This is a genomic window from Cellulomonas xylanilytica (assembly GCF_007989805.1).
GTDB classification, from domain to species: domain Bacteria; phylum Actinomycetota; class Actinomycetes; order Actinomycetales; family Cellulomonadaceae; genus Cellulomonas; species Cellulomonas xylanilytica.
In genome coordinates this window covers 78,596-102,515 of sequence record NZ_BJUB01000003.1, presented here as the reverse complement: position 1 = coordinate 102,515, position 23,920 = coordinate 78,596, and the positions used below count along the sequence as shown (strand labels likewise).

The following is a 23,920-nucleotide window of genomic DNA, read 5'->3' as shown; positions in this document are numbered from 1 at the left end:
GTCAGTTGTCCGGCACGTCCGGCGGCGCGACGTCGTCGCGGGGGAGCACCGCCTCGAGCGACGAGAACATCTGCACGCCCGTGCCCAGCCCGCAGGCCAGCAGCTGAGCCAGCTGCGGCTCGGTCACGCCCGGCTCGAAGTCGGCGGACACCTCGCTGTACAGCGCCAGCACGCCTTCCTCCTCGCGCAGGTACGCCTTGGGCCAGATGCGCTCGCGGTTCCAGTCGTTGACCGCCAGGGACGCGATCTCGCGCTGGTCCAGCTGCAGGCTGCGGTGCCAGCGGCCGCGCACCTGCAGGATCTCCTGCTGCTCGCCGAGGAGCAGGAACCAGAACCGGCTGCCGTCCCACGTACCCGTCAGGTCACCGTCGTCGTCGACGACGAAGCGGTAGCCGCGGGCGACCAGGTAGTCCGCGATCCGCTCCCGGGTCAGCGCACGGGGCGGCTCGTCGTCGGGGGTCGGTCGCTTGGTCGGCTTCGGCAGCCCGCCGAGCACCCGCAGCAGCCACCCGGGCCCGCTCATGGTGCCACCCCCGCGGGGTCGGGGTACCGCTCGTCCAGCGCGTCGAAGAACATGCTGCCGGTGGAGAGTCCGCAGAAGAGCATCTGGCTCAGCTGGGCGTCCGTCGCGCCGTGCTCGAGGTCGGTCGCCACCTCGGAGACCACGTGCACACGGCCGTTGTCCCGGACGCGCACGTAGGCCTTGGGCCAGATCCGGTCGGCGTTCCACTCGTTGCAGACGTCGAGCACCTCCTCGAGCCGCTCGATCGCGACCTCCCGGTGCCACTGACCGCGCACCTGGAGGATCTCCGACTTCTCACCGAACAGGAAGAAGTAGAAGAGCCGGCCGCGCCACAGGCCGCCCAGGTCGCCGTCGTTGTCCACGAAGTAGCTGAACTGGTTGTTCGTCATCCACGCGGCGATCCGCGCCGGCGTCACGTCGGAGGGGAGGTCCGCGGCGGGCTCGGCGACGCCCAGCTCACGGGCCAGCAGCTCCGCGACACGGTCGTGCAGCTCGTCGTCGGCGGGCTCGGAGCCGGTACCCGCGTCCGGGACGGCGCCGGGGCGTGGACGCCCCTGCCACCAGCGCCGTGCACGATCCCCGAGCGACCCCATGCGCACGACAGTACCGGCGGTCGGCCACACAGGGGTGCCGTCAATCGGGTGGCGGGGTTCCGGCGTAGGTTTCGGGGCATGCTCGTCGTCGCCGCCCTCGTGCCGGACACCGCCCTGCTGGTTCCTGGCGTGGCGGGAGGCGCGGAGGTGCTCGTCGACGTCCGTGATGCCGCCGTCGCCGCCGTGGCCGACGTGGTCGCGGCGGACGTCGAAGCGATCGTCGTCGTCGCGCCCGGGCCGGTGCCGCGTGAGCTCCGGGGAACGGTGCGACCGTCGCTCGCGGCGGCCGGCGTTCCCGACGGGCTGGTCGGGTGGGCGGCGGACGCGGTGACGCTGCCGGGCGAGGGTGTCGACGTCCCGTCCGTCCCGAGCGCCGTCGGCCTGCACCTCCTGCTGCAGGCCGGGCGACGCCGGAGCCTGCGCGTGGTCGAGGTGACCGGCCACCAGGGTGTCGCCACGCTGGCGGCCCTCGGACGTGCCCTGGTCGACGACGGCCCGACCGGGCTGGTGGTGGTCGGCTCCGGCAGCGCCCGGCACGGCCCCGACGCCCCGCTCGCCGACGACCCACGGGCGCCCGACCACGACGCGCGCGTGCTCGCCGACCTCGCGGACGCGGGGACCGAGGCGCGGGCCAGGCTCGCGGCCGACGACGGGGAGCTCGCCGACGCGCTGGCCGTGCGGGGGTGGGCGCCATGGCAGGTGCTGCTCGGCGCGACGGGCGAGCGTCCCGTGCGCGCGCGCCTGCTGGCGCAGTCGACGGAGCTCGGCGCGCAGCACGCGGTGCTCGTGTGGGACGCCCGGTAGGGTCTCGCTGGTCCGCCCCCGACACGCCGAGGTACCGATGTCATCCGCCGAGCACGAGCCCACCTCCCTGCCCGCCCTCACCGCGGCGCGGATCGCCCAGCGGCTCGACGCCCGCGGGTCGGTCTACGGCACCGACAAGGACGGCGACCTGGTGGGCCGCTGGGACGGTCACCCGTTCTGGTTCATCACCCTGGGCCAGAGCAAGGAGTACCTGCAGGTCCGCGGCCGCTGGGCGCGCCAGGTGCCCGGCACGGAGTTCGGGAACGTGCTCCTCGGGGCGAACGCCTGGTCGGAGACCATGGTGTGGCCCAAGGTCTTCGTGCGGATCGAGGCCGAGCAGGTCGCCGTCTACACGGAGCACACGGTCGACTACGAGCACGGCGTCACCGACGAGCAGCTCGACCTGCACCTGACCATCGGGATCGCCAGCGCGCTGCGGTTCTTCGCCCAGCTCGACGAGCGGTACCCCGAGGCGGTCCCGACGGTGCCCGTCGAGCGGCCCGCCGACCCGCCCGCCGCGCCGATCGCGTACCACGACCCCGCCCGACCGACCCTGGACTGACCGGGTGGCGCTCGTCGTCGCGGTCGTCGGCCCGACGGCGACCGGCAAGTCCGACCTGGGGCTGGCGCTCGCGCACGCCCTCGGGGGCGAGGTGGTGAACGCCGACGCGATGCAGCTGTACCGCGGCATGGACATCGGCACCGCCAAGCTCACCCCCGACGAGCAGGAGGGGGTCCCGCACCACCTCCTGGACGTCCTGGACGTGCACGAGGACGCGTCCGTGGCGGACTACCAGGTGCGGGCCCGCTCCGCGCTGGGCGAGATCGAGGGTCGGGGCCACCGTGCCGTCGCCGTCGGTGGTTCCGGGCTGTACGTCCGCGCGCTGCTCGACCACATGGAGTTCCCCGGGACGGACGCCGAGGTCCGGGCGCGGCTCGAGGAGCGCGTCGAGGCCGAGGGTGCCCGGGCGCTGCACGCCGAGCTGGCGGGCGCGGACCCGGTCGCGGCCGAGGGCATCGGCCCGCGCAACGCCCGACGGATCGTGCGCGCGCTCGAGGTCATCGAGCTCACCGGCCGCCCCTACTCCGCGAGCCTCCCGCAGCACGTCTACGAGGTGCCGGCCGTCCAGATCGGCCTGGACTGCGACCGGGGCGTGCTGGACGCGCGGATCACGGAGCGCGTGGAGCGGATGTGGGCGCGCGGTCTCGTCGACGAGGTCGAGCACCTGCGGGCGCACGGGCTGGGGCGGACGGCGTCGCGGGCCGTGGGCTACGCCGAGGTGCTCGCGATGCTCCGCGGCGAGCTCTCCGAGGACGAGGCGCGGGCGGCCGTCGCCGCGGGCACCCGGCGCCTCGCACGCAAGCAGATGGGCTGGTTCGGCCGTGACCCGCGCGTGCACTGGCTGGACGCCCGGGACCCCGACCTCCTCGACCGGGCGCTCCGGCTCGTCGCCGCCGCCGACGCCGGCGACCTGGGCCCGGCCACCGACGACCCCGCCCCACGACGTAGCCTGGGCTCATGACCGTGGTGGCCGCCCCGACCCTGCACGTGACCAAGGGTCACGGCACCCAGAACGACTTCGTGCTGCTCGACGACCGCGACGGCCTCGTGGACCTGTCCGCCGTGCTGGTCCGCGGGCTCGCCGACCGCCGCGCCGGCGTCGGTGGCGACGGGGTCATCCGGGTGGTCGCCAGCGAGCACCTGCCGGAGGGTGTCGCGGCGCTCGTCGACGACCCGGACGCCCGCTGGTTCATGGACTACCGCAACGCCGACGGCTCGGTCGCGGAGATGTGCGGCAACGGGGTGCGGGTGTTCGCGGCCTACCTGGAGCGCCTCGGCCTGTGGGACGCCGCCGACGGCGAGCTCGCGCTGGGCACCCGCGCGGGGGTGCGACGCGTCCGCAGGGTCCCGGTGCCCGCGGGCGTCGGCGACGACGTCTGGTACGCGGTCGACATGGGGCGCTGGCACCTGCCCGGCGGACCGGAGGCGGTGCGCGCCGGCGCGGACGCGGAGGTGGACGTCGCGGGGCTCGAGGTCGCGCGCGCCGGGCTCAGCGTGGACGTCGGCAACCCGCACGTCGTCCTCGCGCTCGGGGACGAGGACGAGCTGACCGCGGCCGACCTGACCCGTGCGCCCCAGGTGACGCCGGAGCCGCCGCACGGCACCAACGTCGAGCTGGTCGTCCCCCTCGGGGAGCACGAGGCCCCGGACGGGTCGCTGGTCGGTCGCGTCCGGATGCGCGTGCACGAGCGTGGCGTCGGCGAGACGCGGTCCTGCGGGACGGGGGCCTGCGCGGCGGCGCTGGCGGTCCGCACGTGGGCCGGCGTGGGTGCCCCCGACGTCTGGCTCGTGGACGTGCCGGGCGGGACGGTCCGGGTGAGCGTCCTGCCGGACGGGCACGTCGAGCTCGCCGGGCCGGCCGTCCTCGTCGCCGCTGCCGACGTGGACCTCGCGGTCCTGGTCGGCGGACGCTGACGGCCGTGCGGCTGGCCCCGTCGGACCTCGGCGTGCCGCTCGGTGAGCGCGCCACGGTGGTCCAGTTCTCCAGCACCTTCTGCGCCCCCTGCCGCTCGACGCGCTACGTCGTGGAGCGTGCCGTCGCGACCAGGGACGGGGTCGCGTACGCCGACCTGGACATCGCGGACCACCTCGCGCTCGGGGAGCGGCTGGCGGTCGACGTCACGCCGACGGTCCTCGTGCTGGACGCCCGCGGCGACGTGGTCCGTCGCGCGACCGGGGTGCCGACGCTCGCTCAGCTGCGCAGCGCGCTCGACTCCGCGTCGTCGGTGGACCCCTCCGCCTGACGCCGACCGGCGCCCACCCGGGGTCCGACCGCAGCCGCGCCGAGCGCGAAGAGCACCGCCACCGCCAGGGCCGCGACGAACGGCGAGTCCGGACCGGCGTCCGCGGCCGCGAACGCGAGCGCCGTCAGCGCCAGCGCGAGGGCCGCGCCGATCGAGTCCGCGATGGAGAGCGCCGAGCTGTTCACGCCCTGGGTGCCCGGCAGCGACCAGGCCAGGACGAGGACGGTCAGGCGGGAGTAGACGAGCCCCATCCCGGCTCCCGCCACGGCCCACGACGAGATCGCGACCACCGGCGGGAGATGCCCGGCGGCGGTGACGAGGACACCGGCGACCCCGACGACCACGAGGAGCGACCCGGCCACCACGGCCGTCCGGTGCGGCAGACGGTCGCCGAGGCGGCCCTGCAGCCACGACGTGGCCGCCCACGCGACACCGGCGAACGTGAGCGCGATGCCGGCGGTCGTCGGCGAGAACGCGTACCGCTCGGTGAGCAGGTACGGCAGGTACACCTCCGCGCCGAGGAAAGCGCCCGACACCAGGCCGCGGGTCGCGACGACGCTCGGCAGCCCGCGCGCCGCGCGCAGGGTGCCGGCGGGCACCACCGCACGGAGCGCGACGAGGGCGACGACCCCTGTTCCCACGGCCACGAGCACGGACCACGGCAGCCGCACCTGCGCCGCGAGGTTCAGCCCGAGCACCGCGGCCGCGGCGAGCGCGGCCCAGGGGAGCCGACCGCGCGGAGCGGGCTCACCGGGCGACTGCGGTGGTCCGATCCGGCGCAGCGCCGGGACGAGCATGAGGGTCGTCGGGACCACGAGCAGCGCGACGCCGAGGAACACCCAGCGCCACCCGACGTGCTGCGCGACCGCACCGGCACCCGCCGGGCCGACGAGCGACGGGATGATCCACGCCGCCGCGAACCACGCGAAGACGCGGGGGTGCAGCATCGGCGGGTAGAGCCGCGCGACGACGACGTACAGCGCGACGGTCATCGCCCCGCCTCCGAACCCCTGGAGCAGCCGTCCCGCGACGAGCAGCTCCATCGACGGGGCCGCCCCGGCGACGAGGATGCCCGCCGTGAACAGCCCGACCGCGACCAGCAGGGGCGTCCGGGGCCCGCTGCGGTCGCTCCACGGGCCCGCCAGCACCATGCCCACGACCCCGGTCGCCAGGGGACCCGCGAAGGCGAACGCGTACAGGGAGGCGCCGTCGAGCGCGTCGGAGACCGTGGGCATGACGGTCGTCACGGCCAGCGACTCGAACGCGACCATGAAGATCAGCGCGACCATGCTCCAGGTGGTGGTGCGCAGCTCCCGCCAGTCGCTCATCGGTCGTGCACGGCGAGCACGCGGAACCCCTTGGCGCTCGCGGTCCGGTCCACGGCGACGTCGAGCTCGGCGGCGATCCACCGCTGCAGCGAGTCGGCGCCCAGGTTCTTGCCGACCACCAGGTGCGCCTCGCCGCCCGGTGCCCGACGGCCGAGCCAGCGCGTGAGCATCGCGTGCAGCGCGACCTTGCCCACGCGGATGGGCGGGTTCGACCAGATGGCGGCGAACAGCACGTCGTCCGGGACCTGCTCCGGACGGACCGCGCGCACGTTCGACGCACCGAGGCGCTCCGCGTTGCGTCGGGTCAGGTCGAGCGCGCGCTCGTTGACGTCCACGGCCCACACCTGCGCGCCCGGAGACTCGAGGGCGAGCGTGAGCGCGATCGGACCCCACCCGCAGCCCAGGTCGAGCAGGTCCCCGGACGCCGGCGGCGCCGGGACGTGGTCGAGGAGCACCCGCGTGCCCAGGTCGACGTGGTCCGGGGAGAAGGTCCCTCCCGCTGTCTCCACCTGGACCTCCCGGCCCGCCAGGTGGACGTGCAGCAGCCGGCGCTCGTCGGGGGAGGCCGGCTGTGCGGTGAAGTAGTGGTCCTGCTCGCTCACGGCGCCGACGATACCGACGCCGACCGTCTCGGCCCGCAGCGAAATACCTCGGCGCTCGTCGGTACCCCGTGCGACCCTGGAAACACCCGACGGACCCTCGACGAAGAAGAGAGCACCTTGACCGACCAGCAGCACACCACCAGCCAGACCGAGGACACCCCGCAGGCGCGTTCCGCGCAGGAGGTGGCCGACGACGTCGTGGCCCGTGTGCTCGCCCGGGCGGGGGCCACGCTGCACGACGGCGCCACGGTGCACTCCTCGTACGACGGTGACCAGCTCGAGCTCGAGGAGCGCACGTCGCTGCGCCGCGTCGCGGGCCTGTCCACCGAGCTCGAGGACGTCACCGAGGTCGAGTACCGCCAGCTGCGCCTGGAGAAGGTCGTCCTCGTGGGCGTCTGGGGCTCCGGCACCGTCGCCGACGCGGAGATCTCGCTGCGCGAGCTGGCCCAGCTCGCCGAGACGGCGGGCTCGCAGGTCCTCGACGGCCTGCTCCAGCGCCGCCAGAAGCCCGACCCGGGCACGTACCTGGGCTCGGGCAAGGCCGCCGAGCTGGCCACCCTCGTCGCGAGCGTCGGCGCGGACACGGTCGTCGTCGACGGCGAGCTCGCCCCGTCGCAGCGCCGCGCGCTCGAGGACATCGTCCGGGTCAAGGTCATCGACCGGACCGCGTTGATCCTCGACATCTTCGCCCAGCACGCCAAGTCCCGTGAGGGCAAGGCGCAGGTCGAGCTCGCGCAGCTGGAGTACCTGCTCCCGCGCCTGCGCGGCTGGGGCGACTCGATGTCCCGGCAAGCGGGTGGCCAGGTGGGCGGTGCGGCCGCGGGCATGGGGTCGCGTGGTCCCGGTGAGACCAAGATCGAGCTCGACCGGCGGCGCATCCGCAACCGCATGGCCAAGCTGCGTCGCGAGATCGCGGCGATGGAGCCCGGTCGGGTGACCAAGCGTGCGTCGCGCAAGAAGCACGCGATCCCGTCGGTCGCCATCGCCGGCTACACCAACGCCGGCAAGTCGTCCCTGCTCAACCGGCTGACGCACGCGGGCGTGCTCGTCGAGAACGCGCTGTTCGCGACCCTCGACCCGACCGTCCGCCGGGCGGAGACCGCCGACGGGCGCGTCTACACGCTCGCGGACACCGTCGGGTTCGTCCGGGCGCTGCCGCACCAGCTGGTCGAGGCCTTCCGGTCCACGCTGGAGGAGGTCGCCGACGCGGACCTGATCCTGCACGTCGTGGACGCCTCCCACCCCGATCCCGAGGGGCAGATCGCGGCCGTCCGGCACGTCTTCGCGGACATCCCCGGCGCCATGGACGTCCCCGAGATCATCGTGCTCAACAAGGCCGACCTCGCGTCGCCCGAGGCGATCGCTCGCCTGCGCTCGCGTGAGGTGCACTCCATCGTCGTCTCGGCGCACAGCGGCGAGGGGATCGAGGAGCTGCAGGCGCTCGTCGCCGACCAGCTTCCGCGGCCCGGCGTGACCGTCGACCTGGTCATCCCGTACGACCGGGGAGACCTGGTCAGCCGGGTGCACGAGCACGGTGACATCCAGGCCGAGGAGCACACCGCGGACGGCACGGCGCTGCGGGCGCGCGTCGACGCCGGGCTCGCCGCGGAGCTGGAAGCGGTCGCGCAGCACCGTCGGTGAGCCGTCCGTGACGCCGCTCGACCGCCACTAGGCTGACGCGGTGCCAGACGCCGACCCCTCCGTCGAGAACCTCCTCGACGTCGCGGTCGGCGCCCTCGGCGGCGTCCGTCGTGACGGCCAGCACCAGATGGCCGTGGCGGTCGCGGAGACCATCGACAAGGGCGAGCACCTGCTCGTGCAGGCGGGCACGGGCACCGGGAAGTCGCTCGGCTACCTGGTGCCCGCCCTGCGGCACGCCGTCCTCGAGAACGAGCACGTCGTCGTCTCCACCGCGACCCTCGCGCTGCAGCGCCAGATCATCACGCGCGACCTGCCGCTCGTCGCGAAGGCCCTCGAGCCGCACCTGCCCCGCACGCCCGCGATCGCCCTGCTCAAGGGCTGGCACAACTACGTGTGCGTGCACAAGGTCGCCGGGGGCTACCCCGAGGACGACGCCGGCACGCTGTTCGAGCTCGGGGACCACGCCGGTGCCGCCGAGCACCCCGCGCCGGCGCGGACGGGAGCCTCGGCCCTGTCCGAGAGCCTCGGCGAGCAGGTCCTGCGGCTGCGGGAGTGGGCCGACGAGACCGACACCGGCGACCGTGACGACCTGGTGCCCGGTGTCACCGACCGCGCGTGGCGGCAGGTGTCCGTCACGTCCCTGGAGTGCCTGGGCGGCAAGTGCCCGATGCTCGCCGAGTGCTTCCCGGAGAGGGCCAAGGCGGCGTCGCGGGAGGCCGACGTCGTCGTCACCAACCACGCGATGCTCGGCATCGCCGCCTCCGGCTCCCCGGGGGTGCTGCCGGAGCACCAGGTGATCATCGTCGACGAGGCGCACGAGCTGACCGACCGTGTCACGGCGCAGGCGACCTCCGAGCTGTCCGTCGCCACCATCGAGCACGCCGCGCGGCTGGCGCGTCGGCACGGCGGGGTGCCCACCACCGACCTCGACTCGGCCAGCCAGGCCCTCGCGTCCGTGCTCGTCGGGCTGCCGGAGACCCGCTTCCGCGACGGCCTGCCCCCGGCGGCGCGGGACGCCGTCGCCAGCGTGCGCGACGCCACCCGCGCGCTGCTCACCGTGCTCAAGCCCGAGAGCGGTCCGAACACCCCGGCGGAAGGGGGCCGCAAGGTCGCGCAGGCCACGATGCTCGCGCTGCACGAGGTGGCGGACCGCATGGCGGCCGACCCCGAGGACCACCGGCACACCGTGCTGTGGTGCAGCCGCAGCGAGGATCGTCGGGGCTCCGTGCTCACCCGTCTGTACGCCGCACCTCTCGCGGTCAACGGCCTGATCCGCACCAACCTGCTGGCCGGGCGCTCGGGCGTGCTCACCTCCGCGACGCTCGAGCTCGGCGGCTCGTTCGACCCGATCGCCCGGGCGGTCGGCCTCGAGGTCCGCCCCGACGCCGAGCCCGTCGGTCCGACGTCCCTGGCGGGAAAGCCGGCTGCGGCCCCGACCGGGGCACCGTGGCGCGGGCTCGACGTCGGCAGCCCGTTCGACTACCCACGGCAGGGGATCCTCTACCTCGCGCGGCACCTGCCGAAGCCCGGTCGTGAGCCCGCGACGGACGCCCAGCTCGACGAGATCGCCGACCTCGTCACGGCGGCCGGTGGACGGACCCTGGGCCTGTTCTCGTCGCGTCGGGCCGCGAACGCCGCCGCCGCCGCGATGCGGGAGCGCCTCGACGTCCCGATCCTCGTGCAGGGCGACGACCAGCTGCCCACCCTCGTCTCGCAGTTCATCGCCGACGAGGCCACGTGCCTGTTCGGGACGCTGTCGCTGTGGCAGGGCGTCGACGTACCCGGCGCCACCTGCCGGCTCGTCATCATCGACCGCATCCCGTTCCCCCGGCCGGACGACCCGGTGAGCTCCGCACGGTCCGACGCGATCGAGAAGGCCGGTGGCAACGGCTTCCTGGCGGTGTCCGCGACGCACGCGGCCCTGCTCCTGGCGCAGGGTGCCGGCCGCCTGATCCGCACCGCGGAGGACCGCGGCGTCGTCGCCGTGCTCGACCCCCGCCTGGCGACGGCCGGCTACGGGAGCTTCCTGACCCGCTCGCTGCCGGCGTTCTGGCGCACGACGGACCGTGCTGTGGCCATCTCCGCCCTGCAGCGGCTCGCTGAGCCCGGCCCGCCTGGTTAGCCTCGGGAGATGACCGAGAGCCTGGACTCCGAAGACGTCGGCATGCCCCCGTTCCGCAGCAGCCGGCGCACCTCGAAGCTCGCGATCGTGGGAGCGGGTGCCGTCGGTTCGACGATGGCCTACGCGGCGCTCCTGCGCGGTGCGGCCCGGACGGTGGCGCTCTACGACATCGACGCCGCGAAGGTCCGGGCCGAGGCGCTGGACCTGGGCCACGGCATCCAGTTCATGCCGATGGCCGAGGTGCTCGGGTCGGACGACATCGCGGTGTGCGCCGACGCCGACGTCGTCATGTTCACGGCCGGCGCGAAGCAGAAGCCCGGCCAGTCGCGCCTCGACCTCGCCGAGGCGACCATCGGGCTGGTCCGCACGGTCCTTCCGGCGCTCGTGGAGGTCGCGCCGGACGCCGTCTACGTCATGGTGACCAACCCCGTGGACGTGGTCACGTACGCGGCCCTGCAGATCTCCGGGCTGCCGCCCTCGCAGCTGTTCGGTTCCGGCACCGTGCTGGACTCGTCCCGGCTCCGCTACCTCATCTCGCAGCACACCGGGGTCGCGGTGCAGAACGTGCACGCGTACATCGCCGGGGAGCACGGTGACACCGAGCTCCCGCTGTGGGGCTCGGCGAGCATCGGTTCCGTCCCGCTGCTGGAGTGGACCGGGACCGGCGGCAGCGGGCCCCTGACCGAGGAGGTGCGGGAGCGGATCGCGCACGAGGTGGTCGACTCCGCGTACCGCATCATCGAGGGCAAGGGCGCGACGAACTACGCGGTGGCCCTGGCCGGCTCGCGGATCATCGAGGCCGTGCTCAAGGACGAGCAGCGCGTGCTGCCGGTGTCGTCGCTGCTCGACGACTACTACGGGATCAGCGACGTCTGCCTGTCCGTGCCTGCCATCGTCGGCACGCACGGCGTGGGGGAGAGGCTGCCGGTCCCGCTGTCCGACACGGAGCTCGCCGGGCTGCGCGCCTCCGCGGACGCGGTGCGGTCGGTAGCCCGCCGGTTCGGGTTCTGACACGCCTCGGGCCGCACCTCCGGCGAGGTGCGGCCCGAGGAGGGTCGGTCAGAGGCTGCGCAGGACGCTGACGACACGTCCCAGGATCGTGGACTCGTCGCCCGGGATCGGGGAGTACGCGGGGTTGTGCGGCATGAGCCAGACGTGCCCGTCGACGCGCTTGAAGGTCTTCACCGTGGCCTCGCCGTCGATCATCGCCGCGACGATCTCGCCGTTCTCGGCGACGGGCTGACGCCGGACCACGACCCAGTCGCCGTCGCAGATGGCGGCGTCGATCATGGACTCGCCGCTGACCTTGAGCAGGAACAGGTCGCCGTCGCCGACGAGCTGACGGGGGAGCGGGAAGACGTCCTCGACCACCTGCTCCGCCAGGATCGGTCCGCCCGCCGCGATCCGGCCGACGACCGGGACGTAGGACGGTGCCGGCAGGCGCTCGCCGTCGCCCTGGTCCGGGAACGCGGACCGGCTGCCGTCGGGCGCCGTCCAGGTGCCGACGCCGCGGGAGTCGTCCGCCTGCACGACCTCGATGGCCCGGGGCCGGTTGGGGTCGCGGCGCAGGTAGCCCTTGCGCTCGAGCGCCATGAGCTGGTGCTTGACGCTGGACGGGCTGGTGAGGCCGACCGCCTCGCCGATCTCTCGCATGCTGGGCGGGTAGCCGCGGGACTCGACGGACGTCCGGATGGTGTCGAGGACGAGCCGCTGGCGCGCGGTGAGGCCGTCGGCGCCCGGCGCTCCGTCCGGGAGCGTGTGGACCGTCGCCAGGTCCTTCTCGGGCTGGGACGCGTCCCCTGAGTCCGTCACTGCGCTCCTCCTCCGTCCGGCGGCCGCCGCGCAGCGCGCCCGGCCTTCTCCGCCTGTACCAGCTCACGCCCGCGACGTCCTGACCAGCGACGACGGAGGATCCCGGCGGCCGTGTCAGTGCCTCGTGGTGCGCTTGTGCTGCATCGCCAGCCTAGGGAAGTCGCGGCTGAAGATCAAACATCTGTTCGATCGTGTCTCGACAGTGTCACCGGATGCTGGTAGACATCGTACAGACGTTCGACGAACAGGCGTTCGACGGCGATGCGTCGACAGGGCGGTACCCCGGGAAACCGGGCCGAGCAGGAACGAGAGACTCATGAGCGCGATGGTCGTGGGACCGGCAGTGCGGAGCCAGGTGTCGGTCGGAAGGTCGAGCGGTCGGCGGACCGGTGGCGGCCCCGTCGTGCCGGCGCGCGCCGTCAACCCTGCACCGGCCGCGACGACCGGGCCGGCCACCGCGCACCTGCACCTGACGGCGCGCGGTCGTGCGGTGCTGTGGATCCTGGCCGCGGTCGTCGTCGCCGCCGTCACGCTGTTCGCCAGCCAGGCCTCCGCCGACGCCCCCGTCGCCGCGCAGGAGGTCGTGCGGCACGTGGTGCAGCCGGGGGAGACGCTCTGGCAGATCGCCGAGTCCGTCTCGGCGCCGTCGCAGGACGTGCGCGACGTGGTGGTCGAGCTCGTCGCCCTGAACGAGCTCCCGGACGCCGGTCTGATGGCCGGTCAGGTCATCGTCGTCCCGGCGGACTGAGGGACGGTCGGAGTCGATGTTGCGATCGCCGACGTCCTCCGGCTAGGTTAGGCTTACCTCACACGGCGAGCTGGGGGGCTTGCCTGAGGTGCGCGATCCACGGGTACACATCTGTGAGGTCACGCGCTGTACAGCGCGGCCGAGGCGAGTCGGTCCGTGACCAGGGACGGGGGCGTCCCCGCGAGGGCGGCCATCTTCGGGTGGCCGCCCTCGTGCGTCCCGGTCCGCCTCATCGCAGGCGGTCCGGTGACAGTACGCATCAGACGCGCGGCGCGCTGCCGACGTCACGACAGATCCGGTGCAGGGCGCTCGACGAGGCGCCTTGCGACGCCGGGGCCGGTGGCCTAGCGTCACGGAGGCGTTCACGACGCGATCGCCGCCGACAGACGTCTGGCCAGATGTCGCGGTCTCGACGCGCCAGCACCAAGGGGGCCCACCGTGCACTGCCCGTTCTGCCGCCACCCGGACTCGCGGGTCGTCGACTCGCGGACCTCGGACGACGGTTCCACCATCCGGCGCCGTCGCCAGTGCCCGCACTGCAACCGCCGGTTCACGACGGTGGAGACGGCGAGCCTCTCGGTGGTCAAGCGCTCCGGAGCCACCGAGCCGTTCAGCCGGGAGAAGATCGCCGGCGGCGTGCGCAAGGCGTGCCAGGGTCGGCCGGTGAGCGAGGACGACCTCGCTCTGCTCGCGCAGAAGGTCGAGGAGACGCTTCGCGGGGCCGGCTCCGCGGAGATCGACGCGTACGAGATCGGTCTGGCCATCCTCGGCCCCCTGCGGGAGCTGGACGAGGTCGCCTACCTGCGCTTCGCGAGCGTGTACCAGGCGTTCGACTCCCTCGAGGACTTCGAGGCGGCGATCACGGTGCTGCGCGCCGAGCGCGACTCCGGGCAGGACCCGGGGTCGGAGGCCGACCTGGACGGGGGCGACGACGAGAGCGCGCCGACCGGCGAGGACGTACGCACCGTCTGAACGGGGTGACGGGCGGACTGCGCGTGCCTGCGGCACCACGTAGGTTCGTCGGGTGCAGCCTCACGACCTCGAGCTCCTCCGTGTCCCCGGTCCGCCCGCCGTCCTGCCCGACGGCACCCGCGCCGTCGTGTCGGTCCTCCACCCCGACCTGGCCGCCGACGAGTACGTCGGCCCTCTGTGGTCGGTCGCCCTCGACGGCGCCGACGCACCACGCCCGCTGACCCGCGGTCACCGGGACACGTCGCCCGAGGTCAGCCCCGACGGCCGGTGGGTGGCGTTCCTGCGGGCCGAGCCCGAGGGCAAGCCACAGGTGCACGTCGTCGAGTCCACGGGCGGTGAGCCGATCCGGCTGACGGACGCGCCCCTGGGGGCGTCCGAGCCCCGGTTCTCCCCGGACGGCACCCGGATCGCGTACGTGGCACGCGTGCCCGACGACGGTCGGTACGCCCCCGACGGCAAGCCCGGCTCCGAGGCCCCCCGCCACGTCACCGAGCTGAAGTACCGGTCGGACGGCGTCGGCTTCTTCCGCGACCGGCCCCAGCACGTCTTCGTCGTCGACGTCCCGCAGGACGCCGAGCGTCCGTCCACGCTTCCCGAGCCGGTCGCGCTGACCGCCGGCGACGTCGCGGTGAGCGGGCCCCGGTGGTTGCCGTCGGGCGACGCCCTGGTCGCCGTCTCGTCGCGGCACGCGGCGCGGGAGTCGGACCTGCGCAGCGACGCGGTGCGGATCGATGCGTCGCCGAGCGGCGAGCCCGTCGCGCCCGTGCCGCTCACCGACGCCGACGGGGGGAGCACGCTCGGCGTCGACGCGGTCCTGCCGTCCGCGGACGCCCGCACGCTCTGGCTCCTGGCTAGCGACCTCGGACCGAGCGGCCGTGACTTCGTCGCGAGCCAGTCGGGCCTCTACCGGCTGGCGCTCGACCGCGACGACGCGGTGCCCGAGCGTCTGACGGACCCGGAGGCGGACCAGGTCACGGCGGTGCTGGCCGAGCTCGACGGCGACCCGCTGGTCGTCGTCGAGCGACGTGGCGCGGCGCACCTCGTCCGGGTCGCGGCCGACGGCACGGCGACCACGCTCGTCGGCGGCACGCACGTCACGATCGGTGCGGCGGTCGCCGCCTCGGCGGGTCGGCTCGTCGCGACGGTGGCGACCCCGACGTCCTCCGGTGAGGTCGTCCTGGTCGACGTGTCGTCGGGTGCGGTCGAGCCCCGGACCGACCTCTCGGCCACGCTGCGTGCGACGGGCCGCACCCGGGTGCCCGTCGAGCTCGCCGCCACGTCGCCGGACGGCTACCAGGTGCACGGCTGGGTGGTGACGCCCGACCCGCAGCGGTACGGCTCCGGCCCTCACCCCACGATCCTCATGATCCACGGCGGCCCGTTCGCGCAGTACACGCACGCGCTCTTCGACGAGGTGCAGGTCCTGGCCGAGGCCGGGTACGCGGTGGTCTTCGGCAACCCCCGCGGGTCGTCCGGGTACGGGCGTGCCCACGGCCTCGCCATCCGCGGCGCATTCGGCACCGTCGACACCGACGACGTGCTCGCCCTGCTCGACACGGCGCTGGAGGATCCCGCGCTCGACGGGGAGCGGGTCGGCGTCATGGGTGGCTCGTACGGCGGCTACCTCACCGCCTGGCTGACCACGCGCACGGACAGGTTCGTCGGTGCGATCGTCGAGCGCGGCTTCCTGGACCCGGTCAGCTTCGTGGGGTCGAGCGACATCGGCTGGTTCTTCGGGCTGGAGTACCTCGGGGACGCCGGCGACGAGACGCCCGGGGGCGGTGCGGCCGCCGTGGCCGCCCAGTCGCCGATGGCGCACGTCGGCACGGTCCGCACGCCGACCCTGGTCATCCACTCGGAGCAGGACTGGCGGTGCCCGGTCGAGCAGGGGCAGCGGTGGTTCGTGGAGCTGAAGCGCCGCGGCGTCCACGCGGAGCTGCTGCTGTTCCCGGGGGAGGGCCACGAGCTCACCCGGTCGGGGAACCCGAAGCACCGCGCGGTGCGCTTCGAGCACGTGCTGCGGTGGTGGTCGACGCACCTGCCGGTGGCCGGCTGTGTCAGCGGTCGCTCGAGCGCGAGCCCCACAGGTTGATGCCCGCGTCGACGGCGTGCGGCTCGATGGCGGCCAGCTCCTCGTCCGTCAGCGGCGGGAGGGCGACGGCGGCCAGGTTCTCGTCGAGCTGCGCGGTCGTGCGCGACCCGACCAGGACCGACGCCACGCGCGGGTCCCGGAGCACCCACGCGAGCGCCAGCTGGGGCAGGGTCCGGCCACCCGCCCGGGCGATCGCGTCGAGCGCCCGCACGTGCCCGAGCGCCTCGTCGGTGAGCCACTCCGGGCGCAGCGGACCTCCGCGGGCCGCCCGGGAGTCGGCCGGCACCCCGTGCAGGTACCGCGTGCTGAGCATGCCCTGCGCCAGCGGGGAGAACGCGACGACTGCCATCCGGGCGTCGGTGGCGACGTCGAGCAGCGACCGCCCGTCCGCGCCGGGCTGCTCGACCCACCGGTTGAGCATCGAGTAGGCGGGCTGGTGCACCGCGAGCCGCAGGCCGAGCGACCGGGCGACGGCGAGCGCCTCGGCCGTCCGGTCCGCCGAGTACGACGAGATGCCCGCATGCCGGGCCTTTCCGGCGCGGACGGCACGGTCGAGCGCACCGAGCGTCTCCTCCAGGGGAGTGCTGGGGTCGAACCGGTGGCTGTAGAACACGTCGACGCTGTCGACGTCCAGCCGGCGCAGCGACTCGTCGAGGGACGCCCGCAGGTACTTCGCCGACCCGTGCTCGCCGTACGGACCGGGCCATGCGCGGTACCCCGCCTTGGTGGTGAGGAGCAGCTCGTCACGGTGGCCGCGCAGGTCACGGGCGAGCAGCCGGCCCACGGACTCCTCGGCGGCGAACGGGGGTGGGCCGTAGTTGTTGGCGAGGTCCAGGTGCACCACCCCGCGGTCGACGGCGTGCAGGACGAGGGCGCGCTGGTCCGCGAACGGCGTCGTCGCGCCGAAGTTCTGCCACAGCCCCAGCGACACGACCGGCCACGAGAGTCCGCCGGCGCGCCGGTGCGGGAGGTCGGAGGCGGCGAGCACGTCCCGACGCTACCCGGCAGCGAGAAGAGTTGGCGCGGCGGCCCCGAGTCGGCCAGGCTGAGCAGGTCGCGGGCGCAGACGTCCGCCGGCACACAGCATCGAAGGAGACGCCCATGGCCCAGGACGACGACACGGCGACCACGGAGGCGGCGGTGAGCGAGGACACGAAGGCAAAGTTCCGCGAGGCGCTCGAGCGCAAGAAGTCGAACCAGCACCGCACCGCGGACGGCTCGACCAACACGGGACAGGTGCACGGGTCCGAGACCGCAGGACCGTCGCAGCGCCGCTTCCAGCGCAAGTCCGGCTCCGCCTGAGCCCGATGACCGAGGGGCCCGACCAGGTGCTGGTCGGGCCCCTCGGTCGTCCGCTCAGGACAGCAGGCGCAGCCGCACCGACTCGGGGCGGGTGGAGAGCGCCTCGACGACGGCGGGGTCGACCCGCGCACCGGCGTCGGTGACCACGTAGCCGAGCTCGCCCCGGGTCGCCAGCAGCTGACCCTCGATGTTCACGCCGTGCTCGGCGAGGGTCGCGTTGACCGCGGCCAGCACACCGGGCACGTTGCGGTGCAGGTAGGCGAGCCGGTGCACGCCCGGCTGCTGCTCGAGCGCGAGGTTCGGCACGTTGACGCTCAGCGTGGTGGAGCCGGTGGCCAGGTAGTCGCGCACCTTGTTCGAGACGAACTGCCCGATGGCTTCCTGCGCCTCCTCCGTGGACCCGCCGGTGTGCGGCGTGAGGATCACGTTGGGCAGCCCGCGCAGCTCCGACTCGAACGGGTCGCCCTTGCGCTTGGGCTCGACCGGGAACACGTCCACGGCCGCACCGGCCACGTGCCCGGCGACGATGGCGTCCCGCAGGGCGGCGTAGTCGACGACGAACCCGCGCGACAGGTTGAGGAACACAGCACCCGGGCGCATGCGCGCGAACTGCTTGGCGCCGAACAGCCCGGCGTTCCCGCTGCGGCCGTCGACGTGCAGCGTGACGATGTCCGCGGTCTCGAGCAGCTCGTCGAGCGTGCTCATGCGCCGGGCGTTGCCCAGGGCGAGCTTCTCGGCGGTGTCGTAGAACACGACGGACATGCCGAGGTTCTCCGCCAGCACCGACAGCTGGGTGCCGATGTTGCCGTAGCCGATGATGCCGAGCGTGCGGCCGCGGATCTCGTGCGCGCCCGTGGCCGACTTGTTCCAGATGCCGTCGTGCATGGCCCGGTCGAGCTCGGTCTGGCGGCGCGTCAACGAGATGATGTCCGCGATCGCGATCTCCACGACCGAGCGGGTGTTGGAGAACGGCGCGTTGAACGCGGCGACGCCCCGCGCGGCGGCCTCCGCGAGGTCGATCTGGTTGGTGCCGATGCAGTAGGCACCGATGGCCACCAGCGAGGGGGCAGCCGCGAGCACCTCCGCGGTGACGTGCGTCTTGGAGCGGATGCCCAGCAGGTGCACGCCGTCGAGGGCCTCGATCAGCTCGGCCTCGTCGAGCGCCCCGGTGCGGGTCGTCACGTCGAAGCCGGCCGTCTCGAGGATCGAGCGGGCCTGAGGGTGGAGGTTCTCGAGGAGCAGGGCCTTCAGCACGCCCCTATGGTGCGCCCCACGGCCCCCCGGGCCTACTGCGGTCCGGCCCTCGGACACGCGTGAGACGCGCGTGACGTGCGGCTCAGGCCCAGCCGGCGGGCAGCGGGCGGTCGTGCAGCACGTGCAGCGCACGCGTCGGGCGGGTCATCGCGACGTACAGGTCGCCCGCGCTCGCCTCGATCACCTCGGCGGGCTCGACGAGGACGACCACGTCGAACTCGAGCCCCTTGGCCTCGCGCGGGCTCAGCACCACGAGCGGCGCGTCGAGGTCCGCGGCGCTCGACCCGGTGCCGAGCGCCGGACGCAGGCCGGCCTCGCGCAGGGCGCCGGCGAGCACGTCCAGGCGCGCGTCCACGGCGATCACGGCGATCCGGCCGGCGCCCGAGGCGTCCGTGACGTCGGCGACGAGCTTCTCCGTCGTCTCGGCGACCGCCTCCGGGAAGCTGCCGACCCGCTGCACCACGAGCGAGTCCTCGACGTCCCGCGCGGACGTCAGGGGGCTCACGGGCAGGTGCGCCGCGACGGCCACCCGACGGGCCGTGTCGGCGACCTCGGCAGGGGTCCGGTAGTTCACGGTCAGCTCGTTGAGGCGCCACGACGAGCGCAGCACGGGGTCGAGCTGGGCCGCCCAGCTACGCGCGCCGGCGGTCGCGGTGGTCTGCGCGACGTCGCCGACGATGGTCAGCGACCTCGTCGGGACCCGTCGCAGCAGCGACCGCCACGCCATGGCCGACAGCTCCTGCGCCTCGTCGACGACCACGTGACCGTAGGTCCACGACCGGTCGGCGGCGGCGCGCTCGGCCGTCGTCAGCGTCGGGCCCGTGGTCGCGAACCGGTCCGCGAGCATCTCCGCGGAGACCATCCCGCCGCTGCCCGTCGACTCGAGCACCTGGCGGGCGTACGCGAGCTCGGAGGCCCGGCGCTCGGTGGCGGCCCGCGCCTCGGCCCGGGCGGCCTGGTCGTCCTCGCCCAGCAGCTCTGCGGCCTCGTCGAGGATCGGCACGTCCGCGGGCGTCCACGGCGCGTCGGGCTCCCGCACCAGCATCGCCCGCTCCTGCGCGCTCAGCTGCGGGGCCGCCGACGCGAGCCGGTGCGGCTTGGACCACAGGTCGGAGACGAGCTTCTGCGGCGTGATCGGCATCCACGCCAGGTTCAGCGCGATCCGGATCTCCCGGGTGGTGCGCAGCTCCTCGACGATCTCGCCGCGCTCGTCGGCGGGCACCTCCTGCCCGAGCTGCTGCACGTACTGCTCGGCCAGCCGGCCGAGCATGTCGCGCACGAACGAGACGCGTGCCTGGTTGTGCGGCTTGTGGTTGCGACGAGCCCGCGCCATCGCCGACGCGACGTCGTTCGGCCGGATGACCAGGTCGTGCCCGTCGACGCGCACGTGCACGGGCTGCGCGGGGATGCGCTCGCGGTCGCGCACCGCCCGGGCGATGACGCTGCCCCACAGCGCCCTGCCCTTGAGCTCGGCGACGGCCTCGTCCTCCGTGGCCGTCGCCTGGATGCCCGGGTACAGCTCCGCGACGGTCGTCGTGACCACACCCGTCTCGCCGAGGGAGGGCAGAACCTGGTCGATGTAGCGCAGGAACGTGCGGCTCGGGCCGACGAGCAGGACGCCCGAGCGCTCGAGGAGGCGCCGGTGGGCGTACAGCAGGAACGCGGCGCGGTGCAGGGCCACGGCCGTCTTGCCGGTGCCGGGGCCACCCTGCACGACGAGCGCCCCGCCCAGCTCGGAGCGGATGATCGCGTCCTGCTCGCCCTGGATCGTCGCGACGATGTCGCCCATCCGGCCGGTGCGGCCCGCGGCGAGCCCGGCCAGCAGCGCGCCCTCGCCCGAGAGCCCACTCAGGCGCGCGTCGGAGTCGCCGGTCAGCAGGTCGAGGTCGAGCACCTCGTCCTCGACGCTGGTCACCGTCCGTCCGCGCGTGACGACGTGCCGGCGACGGACCACCCCGTCGGGGTGCGCAGCGGTGGCCCGGTAGAACGCCTGCGCAGCCGGTGCGCGCCAGTCGGTCAGCAGCTGGGTCTGCTCGGTGTCCGTGAGACCGAGGCGGCCGATGTAGCGGCGGCTGTCGTCGTCCAGGTCGAGACGCCCGAAGACGAGTCGCTCCTCGACCGCCTCGAGCTGGGCGATGCGGTCCTCGTAGAGGGTCGCGAACGCGTCCCGCTCGCTGCGGTTCTGGGGAGAGCCCGACGGGCCCTCCCGCCGCACGTCGGCCAGCCGGGCACGCGTCTGCGCGCGCAGGTCGTCGAGCCGGCCGTACAGCTGGTCGACGACGCCTTGCTCGACGGCCAGCTCGTTGTCCATGCCTGCCACCTGGGCGATCTCCGTTCCGCCGGGACACCGGCCGCGCGTACCTCCGCCACGGCGCACGTCGAGGGACGACGTGGCGCTCGGAGCGGCCGTCCATTATCCGGCCTGCGCGGCCCTGCCGCACACAGCCGACCGGGTGGGCCGTGAGGCAGGCGGGTGAGATGGCGCGCGAGAGGGGTTCGAGCCCCCTACGCTTCGGGTGACCTGTCGAGACGAGGCAGGTGGACCGTCGGGAGGAGAGGCCCGTTGAGCGACGCACGCACCGCCCCCGACGACATCCGCGGCGGCACGGTGACGAGACCGACCCCCATCCGGCTGCTGCTCGTCGAGGACGACGAGGGTGACGCGGTCCTGGTCCGTGAGCACCTCGCGGACGCGGGCCTGGACGTCGACCTGGTGTGGGCCCGCACGCTCGACGAGGCCATCGACAGGCTGAGCGTCGACCTCGTGCTGCTCGACCTCGGTCTGCCGGACGCGATGGGCATCGCCGCGCTCGAGAGGCTGCTGGCCGCCGGCGCACCCGCGGTCGTCGTGCTCACCGGCCTGGCCGGCACGGACATCGGGCTGCAGGCCGTCGCCGCCGGCGCGCAGGACTACCTCGTCAAGGGCGAGGTCGACGGTGAGATGCTCGGCCGCTCGGTGCGCTACGCCATCCAGCGCCGTCGCCTCGAGGACACGGACCGTGCGCTGTACCGGAGCCTGGTGCGCGCTGAGGAGGTCAACCGGCTCGAGCGGGCGCTGCTGCCGACCCCGTCGGTGGTCGACCAGCGGCTCGAGGTGCGCGTCGGCTACCGCGCCGGCCGCGACGGGGTGCTGGGTGGGGACTTCTACGACGTCGTCGAACGGCCCGACGGCTCCGTCCTGGCGCTGGTCGGCGACGTCTGCGGGCACGGGCCCGACGAGGCCGCGCTCGGTGCGACGCTCCGCACGGCGTGGCGGACCCTGGTGCTCGCCGAGGTGCCGACGGTCGAGATCCTCGGGCTGCTCGAGCGCGTTCTGATCTCCGAGCGTGCGCGGCCCGAGGTGTTCACCACCGTCTCGATGCTGGACGTCACCGCGGACCGCAGCTCGGTCGACCTCTACCTCGCCGGGCACCCCGTGCCGCTGCTGCTCGGCGAACCCTCCACGCTGCTGCCGACCCACGGCCGTGGTCGCGCCCTCGGCATCCCGGTTCCGGGGGGCTGGGCGCCGGTGCGGCTCGAGCTCTCGCCGTCGTGGCGCATCCTGCTGTACACCGACGGGGTCCTCGAGGCCACGATCGGCCAGAGCTCCGACCGCGTGGGCAAGACCGGCCTGCTGCGCATCGTGGACGGCGCCGTCGCGGCCCGCGGTGACCTGGTCGACAGAGTCCTGCACGACGTGCGGGAGCTGCACGGCGGGGACCTCGTCGACGACGCGGCCGTCGTCGTGCTCGGGTGGCGTGCGTGAGCGCTGCTGCCCCCGCGCCGCAGAGGCGCACCTCGACGCTGCGCCGACGCCTGCGCACCGTCATCATCGCGTCCGGCGCCGCGCTCGCCGTGGTGGTCCTGGGCACCGTGCTCGTGCTGGTCCGCCTCGTCGACCGCCAGGAGGCGGTCACCGAGACGTACTTCACGGCGATCACGCAGGCCGACGGCGCGTTCATCCAGCTCATCGACGCGGAGACGGCGGTGCGCGGGTTCGCGCTGACCGGTGACCCCGTCACGCTCGAGCCGTACGAGCGGGCGGCGGCCGACGACCTCTCGTTCCGCACGCTCGCGCAACGCGAGGCGGAGGGCGACGACGAGCAGCTGGCGTCCGCCGCGAAGGCCGCGGCGGACGCCGGCCGGCGCTGGCACGAGGAGTTCGCCACGCCGGTGATCGACCAGGTCCGTACCGGCGGGGTGAGCGCGGTGACGACCGAGGAGATCGAGGACGGCCGGGTCATCTTCGACGACGCGCGCGCGGCGGCCCAGGACTACATCGACCTGCTGCGGGACCGCCGGGACGACGCCGTCGCCGAGCTCGGGGCCTGGACGTACGTGGCAGCGGGGACGGTCGCGCTGCTCGTCCTGGCGGCGATCGCCCTGGGCGTCGCGCTGTGGGTCACCCTGCGCCGGTGGATCCTCGAGCCGCTCGACTCGCTCGCCGCCGACGCGCGCGCGGTCTCGTCGGGCGACCTGCAGCACGCCGTCGCGACCGTGGGGCCAGGCGAGATCGCCGCGCTGGCCGGCGACGTCGAACGCATGCGGGTCGCGCTCGTGGACCAGGTGCAGGTGCTCGAGGCGTCGCGCGCGGAGATCGCGCTCGCGCACGAGCTGCTCACGGAGCAGGCCGAGGAGCTGCGCCGGTCCAACCGCGACCTGGAGCAGTTCGCCTACGTCGCGTCCCACGACCTGCAGGAGCCGCTGCGCAAGATCGCGAGCTTCACCCAGCTCCTGCAGAAGCGCTACGGCGGCCAGATGGACGAGCGGGCCGACCAGTACATCGCGTTCGCCGTCGACGGCGCCAAGCGCATGCAGCGCCTCATCCAGGACCTGCTCGGCTTCTCCCGGGTGGGTCGCGTCGGCGGGGAGGTCAGCGACGTCGACCTCGCGTCGGCGCTCACGGAGTCGCTCGTGAACCTCAGCGAGTCGGTCGAGGAGTCCGGGGCCGTGGTGACGCACGACGAGCTGCCCGTCGTGCGCGGCGAGCACCCGCTGCTCGTGCAGCTGTTCCAGAACCTCGTCGGGAACGCGATCAAGTTCCGGGACCCCTCGCGTCCTCCGACCGTGCACCTCAGCGCGCGTCGCGTGGCAGACTCCTGGGAGCTCGAGTGTCGAGACAACGGCATCGGGATCGACCAGCAGTACGCGGAACGGGTGTTCGTCATCTTCCAGCGACTGCACGCCAAGGACATCTACGAGGGCACCGGCATCGGTCTCTCGTTGTGCAAGAAGATCGTCGAGTTCCATGGCGGTCGCATCTGGATCGAGCAGCCCGACGGCGAGGGCACCAGCATCCACTGGACCCTCCCCGCGGCTGCCGACTGAGCCGTGAACGGAGAC

General features: G+C 74.0%; 22 protein-coding genes. 14 read left to right on the top strand and 8 right to left on the bottom strand.

Annotated elements, in window-relative coordinates:
* Nucleotide 1 precedes the first annotated feature (1 nt).
* Together CXY01_RS05925 and CXY01_RS05920 are read right to left on the bottom strand one after the other, a co-directional pair.
* A complete protein-coding gene (locus CXY01_RS05925) occupies nt 2–523 on the bottom strand; it encodes a type III secretion system chaperone family protein (RefSeq protein ID WP_146926186.1) in 522 nt (173 codons plus the stop codon).
* Nucleotides 520–1,116 (bottom strand): type III secretion system chaperone family protein, encoded by a 597-nt coding sequence (locus CXY01_RS05920; RefSeq protein ID WP_246125090.1) that lies wholly within the window; start codon nt 1,114–1,116, stop codon nt 520–522. Before CXY01_RS05920 ends, CXY01_RS05925 begins: the two co-directional genes overlap by 4 nt.
* Before the next feature lie 78 nt (nt 1,117–1,194).
* Between CXY01_RS05920 and CXY01_RS05915 the strand changes: the two genes are divergently transcribed.
* From CXY01_RS05915 to CXY01_RS05895, 5 genes are read left to right on the top strand one after another with little or no spacing between them, the layout of a single operon-like run.
* Complete coding sequence (locus tag CXY01_RS05915) at nt 1,195–1,920, top strand: class III extradiol ring-cleavage dioxygenase family protein (protein ID WP_146926185.1); 726 nt, start codon at nt 1,195–1,197, stop codon at nt 1,918–1,920.
* Nucleotides 1,921–1,957: 37 nt separating this feature from the next.
* Nucleotides 1,958–2,482 (top strand): type III secretion system chaperone family protein, encoded by a 525-nt coding sequence (locus CXY01_RS05910; RefSeq protein WP_146926184.1) that lies wholly within the window; start codon nt 1,958–1,960, stop codon nt 2,480–2,482.
* A 4-nt stretch (nt 2,483–2,486) separates the two neighbouring features.
* The gene (miaA, locus tag CXY01_RS05905) at nt 2,487–3,443 is read left to right on the top strand and encodes a tRNA (adenosine(37)-N6)-dimethylallyltransferase MiaA (RefSeq protein WP_146926183.1); all 957 of its coding nucleotides are present in this window, start codon (nt 2,487–2,489) and stop codon (nt 3,441–3,443) included.
* Nucleotides 3,440–4,396, top strand: a complete 957-nt coding sequence (gene dapF, locus CXY01_RS05900; protein ID WP_146926182.1) for a diaminopimelate epimerase — start codon at nt 3,440–3,442, stop codon at nt 4,394–4,396. The genes miaA and dapF overlap by 4 nt, the downstream gene beginning before the upstream one ends.
* A 5-nt stretch (nt 4,397–4,401) precedes the next feature.
* Nucleotides 4,402–4,725: a thioredoxin family protein gene (locus tag CXY01_RS05895; RefSeq protein WP_246125088.1), complete on the top strand. Its 324-nt coding sequence runs from the start codon at nt 4,402–4,404 to the stop codon at nt 4,723–4,725.
* On the opposite strand, the gene CXY01_RS05890 is transcribed toward CXY01_RS05895, so the two are convergent.
* A complete protein-coding gene (locus CXY01_RS05890; protein ID WP_146926181.1) occupies nt 4,674–6,053 on the bottom strand; it encodes an MFS transporter in 1,380 nt (459 codons plus the stop codon). The genes CXY01_RS05895 and CXY01_RS05890 overlap by 52 nt on opposite strands.
* Nucleotides 6,050–6,655 carry a class I SAM-dependent methyltransferase gene (locus tag CXY01_RS05885; protein ID WP_146926180.1) on the bottom strand — a complete coding sequence of 202 codons (606 nt, stop codon included), beginning with the start codon at nt 6,653–6,655 and terminating at the stop codon, nt 6,050–6,052. Before CXY01_RS05885 ends, CXY01_RS05890 begins: the two co-directional genes overlap by 4 nt.
* A gap of 117 nt (nt 6,656–6,772) precedes the next feature.
* Between CXY01_RS05885 and hflX the strand changes: the two genes are divergently transcribed.
* The 3 genes from hflX to CXY01_RS05870 are packed head-to-tail and all read left to right on the top strand — an operon-like array spanning nt 6,773 to nt 11,429.
* A complete protein-coding gene (hflX, locus tag CXY01_RS05880) occupies nt 6,773–8,296 on the top strand; it encodes a GTPase HflX (protein ID WP_146926179.1) in 1,524 nt (507 codons plus the stop codon).
* A 40-nt stretch (nt 8,297–8,336) separates the two neighbouring features.
* The gene (locus tag CXY01_RS05875; protein ID WP_146926178.1) at nt 8,337–10,418 is read left to right on the top strand and encodes an ATP-dependent DNA helicase; all 2,082 of its coding nucleotides are present in this window, start codon (nt 8,337–8,339) and stop codon (nt 10,416–10,418) included.
* 9 nt (nt 10,419–10,427) lie between these two features.
* Complete coding sequence (locus CXY01_RS05870; protein ID WP_146926177.1) at nt 10,428–11,429, top strand: L-lactate dehydrogenase; 1,002 nt, start codon at nt 10,428–10,430, stop codon at nt 11,427–11,429.
* 48 nt (nt 11,430–11,477) lie between these two features.
* Here the strand turns inward: CXY01_RS05870 and lexA are convergent, their stop codons facing one another.
* Nucleotides 11,478–12,230 (bottom strand): transcriptional repressor LexA, encoded by a 753-nt coding sequence (lexA, locus tag CXY01_RS05865; RefSeq protein ID WP_146926176.1) that lies wholly within the window; start codon nt 12,228–12,230, stop codon nt 11,478–11,480.
* 316 nt (nt 12,231–12,546) lie between these two features.
* Between lexA and CXY01_RS05860 the strand changes: the two genes are divergently transcribed.
* The 3 genes from CXY01_RS05860 (at nt 12,547) to CXY01_RS05850 (ending at nt 16,042) form a co-directional block, all read left to right on the top strand.
* Nucleotides 12,547–12,978 carry a LysM peptidoglycan-binding domain-containing protein gene (locus tag CXY01_RS05860; protein ID WP_146926175.1) on the top strand — a complete coding sequence of 144 codons (432 nt, stop codon included), beginning with the start codon at nt 12,547–12,549 and terminating at the stop codon, nt 12,976–12,978.
* Nucleotides 12,979–13,416: 438 nt separating this feature from the next.
* Nucleotides 13,417–13,950: a transcriptional regulator NrdR gene (gene nrdR / locus CXY01_RS05855; protein WP_146926174.1), complete on the top strand. Its 534-nt coding sequence runs from the start codon at nt 13,417–13,419 to the stop codon at nt 13,948–13,950.
* A 52-nt stretch (nt 13,951–14,002) separates the two neighbouring features.
* Complete coding sequence (locus CXY01_RS05850) at nt 14,003–16,042, top strand: S9 family peptidase (protein ID WP_146926173.1); 2,040 nt, start codon at nt 14,003–14,005, stop codon at nt 16,040–16,042.
* On the opposite strand, the gene CXY01_RS05845 is transcribed toward CXY01_RS05850, so the two are convergent.
* Nucleotides 16,008–17,030, bottom strand: a complete 1,023-nt coding sequence (locus tag CXY01_RS05845) for an aldo/keto reductase (protein WP_146926172.1) — start codon at nt 17,028–17,030, stop codon at nt 16,008–16,010. The genes CXY01_RS05850 and CXY01_RS05845 overlap by 35 nt on opposite strands.
* Nucleotides 17,031–17,143: 113 nt before the next feature.
* On the opposite strand from CXY01_RS05845, the gene CXY01_RS05840 reads away from it, so the two are divergent.
* Nucleotides 17,144–17,344 (top strand): DUF5302 domain-containing protein, encoded by a 201-nt coding sequence (locus CXY01_RS05840; RefSeq protein ID WP_146926171.1) that lies wholly within the window; start codon nt 17,144–17,146, stop codon nt 17,342–17,344.
* A 54-nt stretch (nt 17,345–17,398) separates the two neighbouring features.
* On the opposite strand, the gene serA is transcribed toward CXY01_RS05840, so the two are convergent.
* Both serA and CXY01_RS05830 read right to left on the bottom strand, forming a co-directional pair.
* The gene (serA, locus tag CXY01_RS05835) at nt 17,399–18,598 is read right to left on the bottom strand and encodes a phosphoglycerate dehydrogenase (protein WP_146926170.1); all 1,200 of its coding nucleotides are present in this window, start codon (nt 18,596–18,598) and stop codon (nt 17,399–17,401) included.
* A gap of 82 nt (nt 18,599–18,680) precedes the next feature.
* Entirely contained in the window at nt 18,681–20,909 is a 2,229-nt protein-coding gene (locus CXY01_RS05830) for a HelD family protein (RefSeq protein WP_246125087.1), read from the bottom strand.
* 252 nt (nt 20,910–21,161) lie between these two features.
* Between CXY01_RS05830 and CXY01_RS05825 the strand changes: the two genes are divergently transcribed.
* Nucleotides 21,162–22,343 (top strand): PP2C family protein-serine/threonine phosphatase, encoded by a 1,182-nt coding sequence (locus CXY01_RS05825; RefSeq protein WP_146926168.1) that lies wholly within the window; start codon nt 21,162–21,164, stop codon nt 22,341–22,343.
* On the top strand, nt 22,340–23,905 hold the full coding sequence (locus tag CXY01_RS05820) for a sensor histidine kinase (RefSeq protein ID WP_146926167.1): 1,566 nt from the start codon (nt 22,340–22,342) through the stop codon (nt 23,903–23,905). The genes CXY01_RS05825 and CXY01_RS05820 overlap by 4 nt, the downstream gene beginning before the upstream one ends.
* Nucleotides 23,906–23,920 lie beyond the last annotated feature (15 nt).

Coding starts and splice junctions, on each gene's coding strand:
- CXY01_RS05925 (WP_146926186.1), bottom strand. CDS start 523: ATGAGCGGGCCCGGGTGGCTGCTGCGGGTGCTCGGCGGGCTGCCGAAG.
- CXY01_RS05920 (WP_246125090.1), bottom strand. CDS start 1,116: ATGGGGTCGCTCGGGGATCGTGCACGGCGCTGGTGGCAGGGGCGTCCA.
- CXY01_RS05915 (WP_146926185.1), top strand. CDS start 1,195: ATGCTCGTCGTCGCCGCCCTCGTGCCGGACACCGCCCTGCTGGTTCCT.
- CXY01_RS05910 (WP_146926184.1), top strand. CDS start 1,958: ATGTCATCCGCCGAGCACGAGCCCACCTCCCTGCCCGCCCTCACCGCG.
- dapF (WP_146926182.1), top strand. CDS start 3,440: ATGACCGTGGTGGCCGCCCCGACCCTGCACGTGACCAAGGGTCACGGC.
- CXY01_RS05890 (WP_146926181.1), bottom strand. CDS start 6,053: ATGAGCGACTGGCGGGAGCTGCGCACCACCACCTGGAGCATGGTCGCG.
- CXY01_RS05870 (WP_146926177.1), top strand. CDS start 10,428: ATGACCGAGAGCCTGGACTCCGAAGACGTCGGCATGCCCCCGTTCCGC.
- CXY01_RS05860 (WP_146926175.1), top strand. CDS start 12,547: ATGAGCGCGATGGTCGTGGGACCGGCAGTGCGGAGCCAGGTGTCGGTC.
- CXY01_RS05840 (WP_146926171.1), top strand. CDS start 17,144: ATGGCCCAGGACGACGACACGGCGACCACGGAGGCGGCGGTGAGCGAG.
- CXY01_RS05830 (WP_246125087.1), bottom strand. CDS start 20,909: ATGGACAACGAGCTGGCCGTCGAGCAAGGCGTCGTCGACCAGCTGTAC.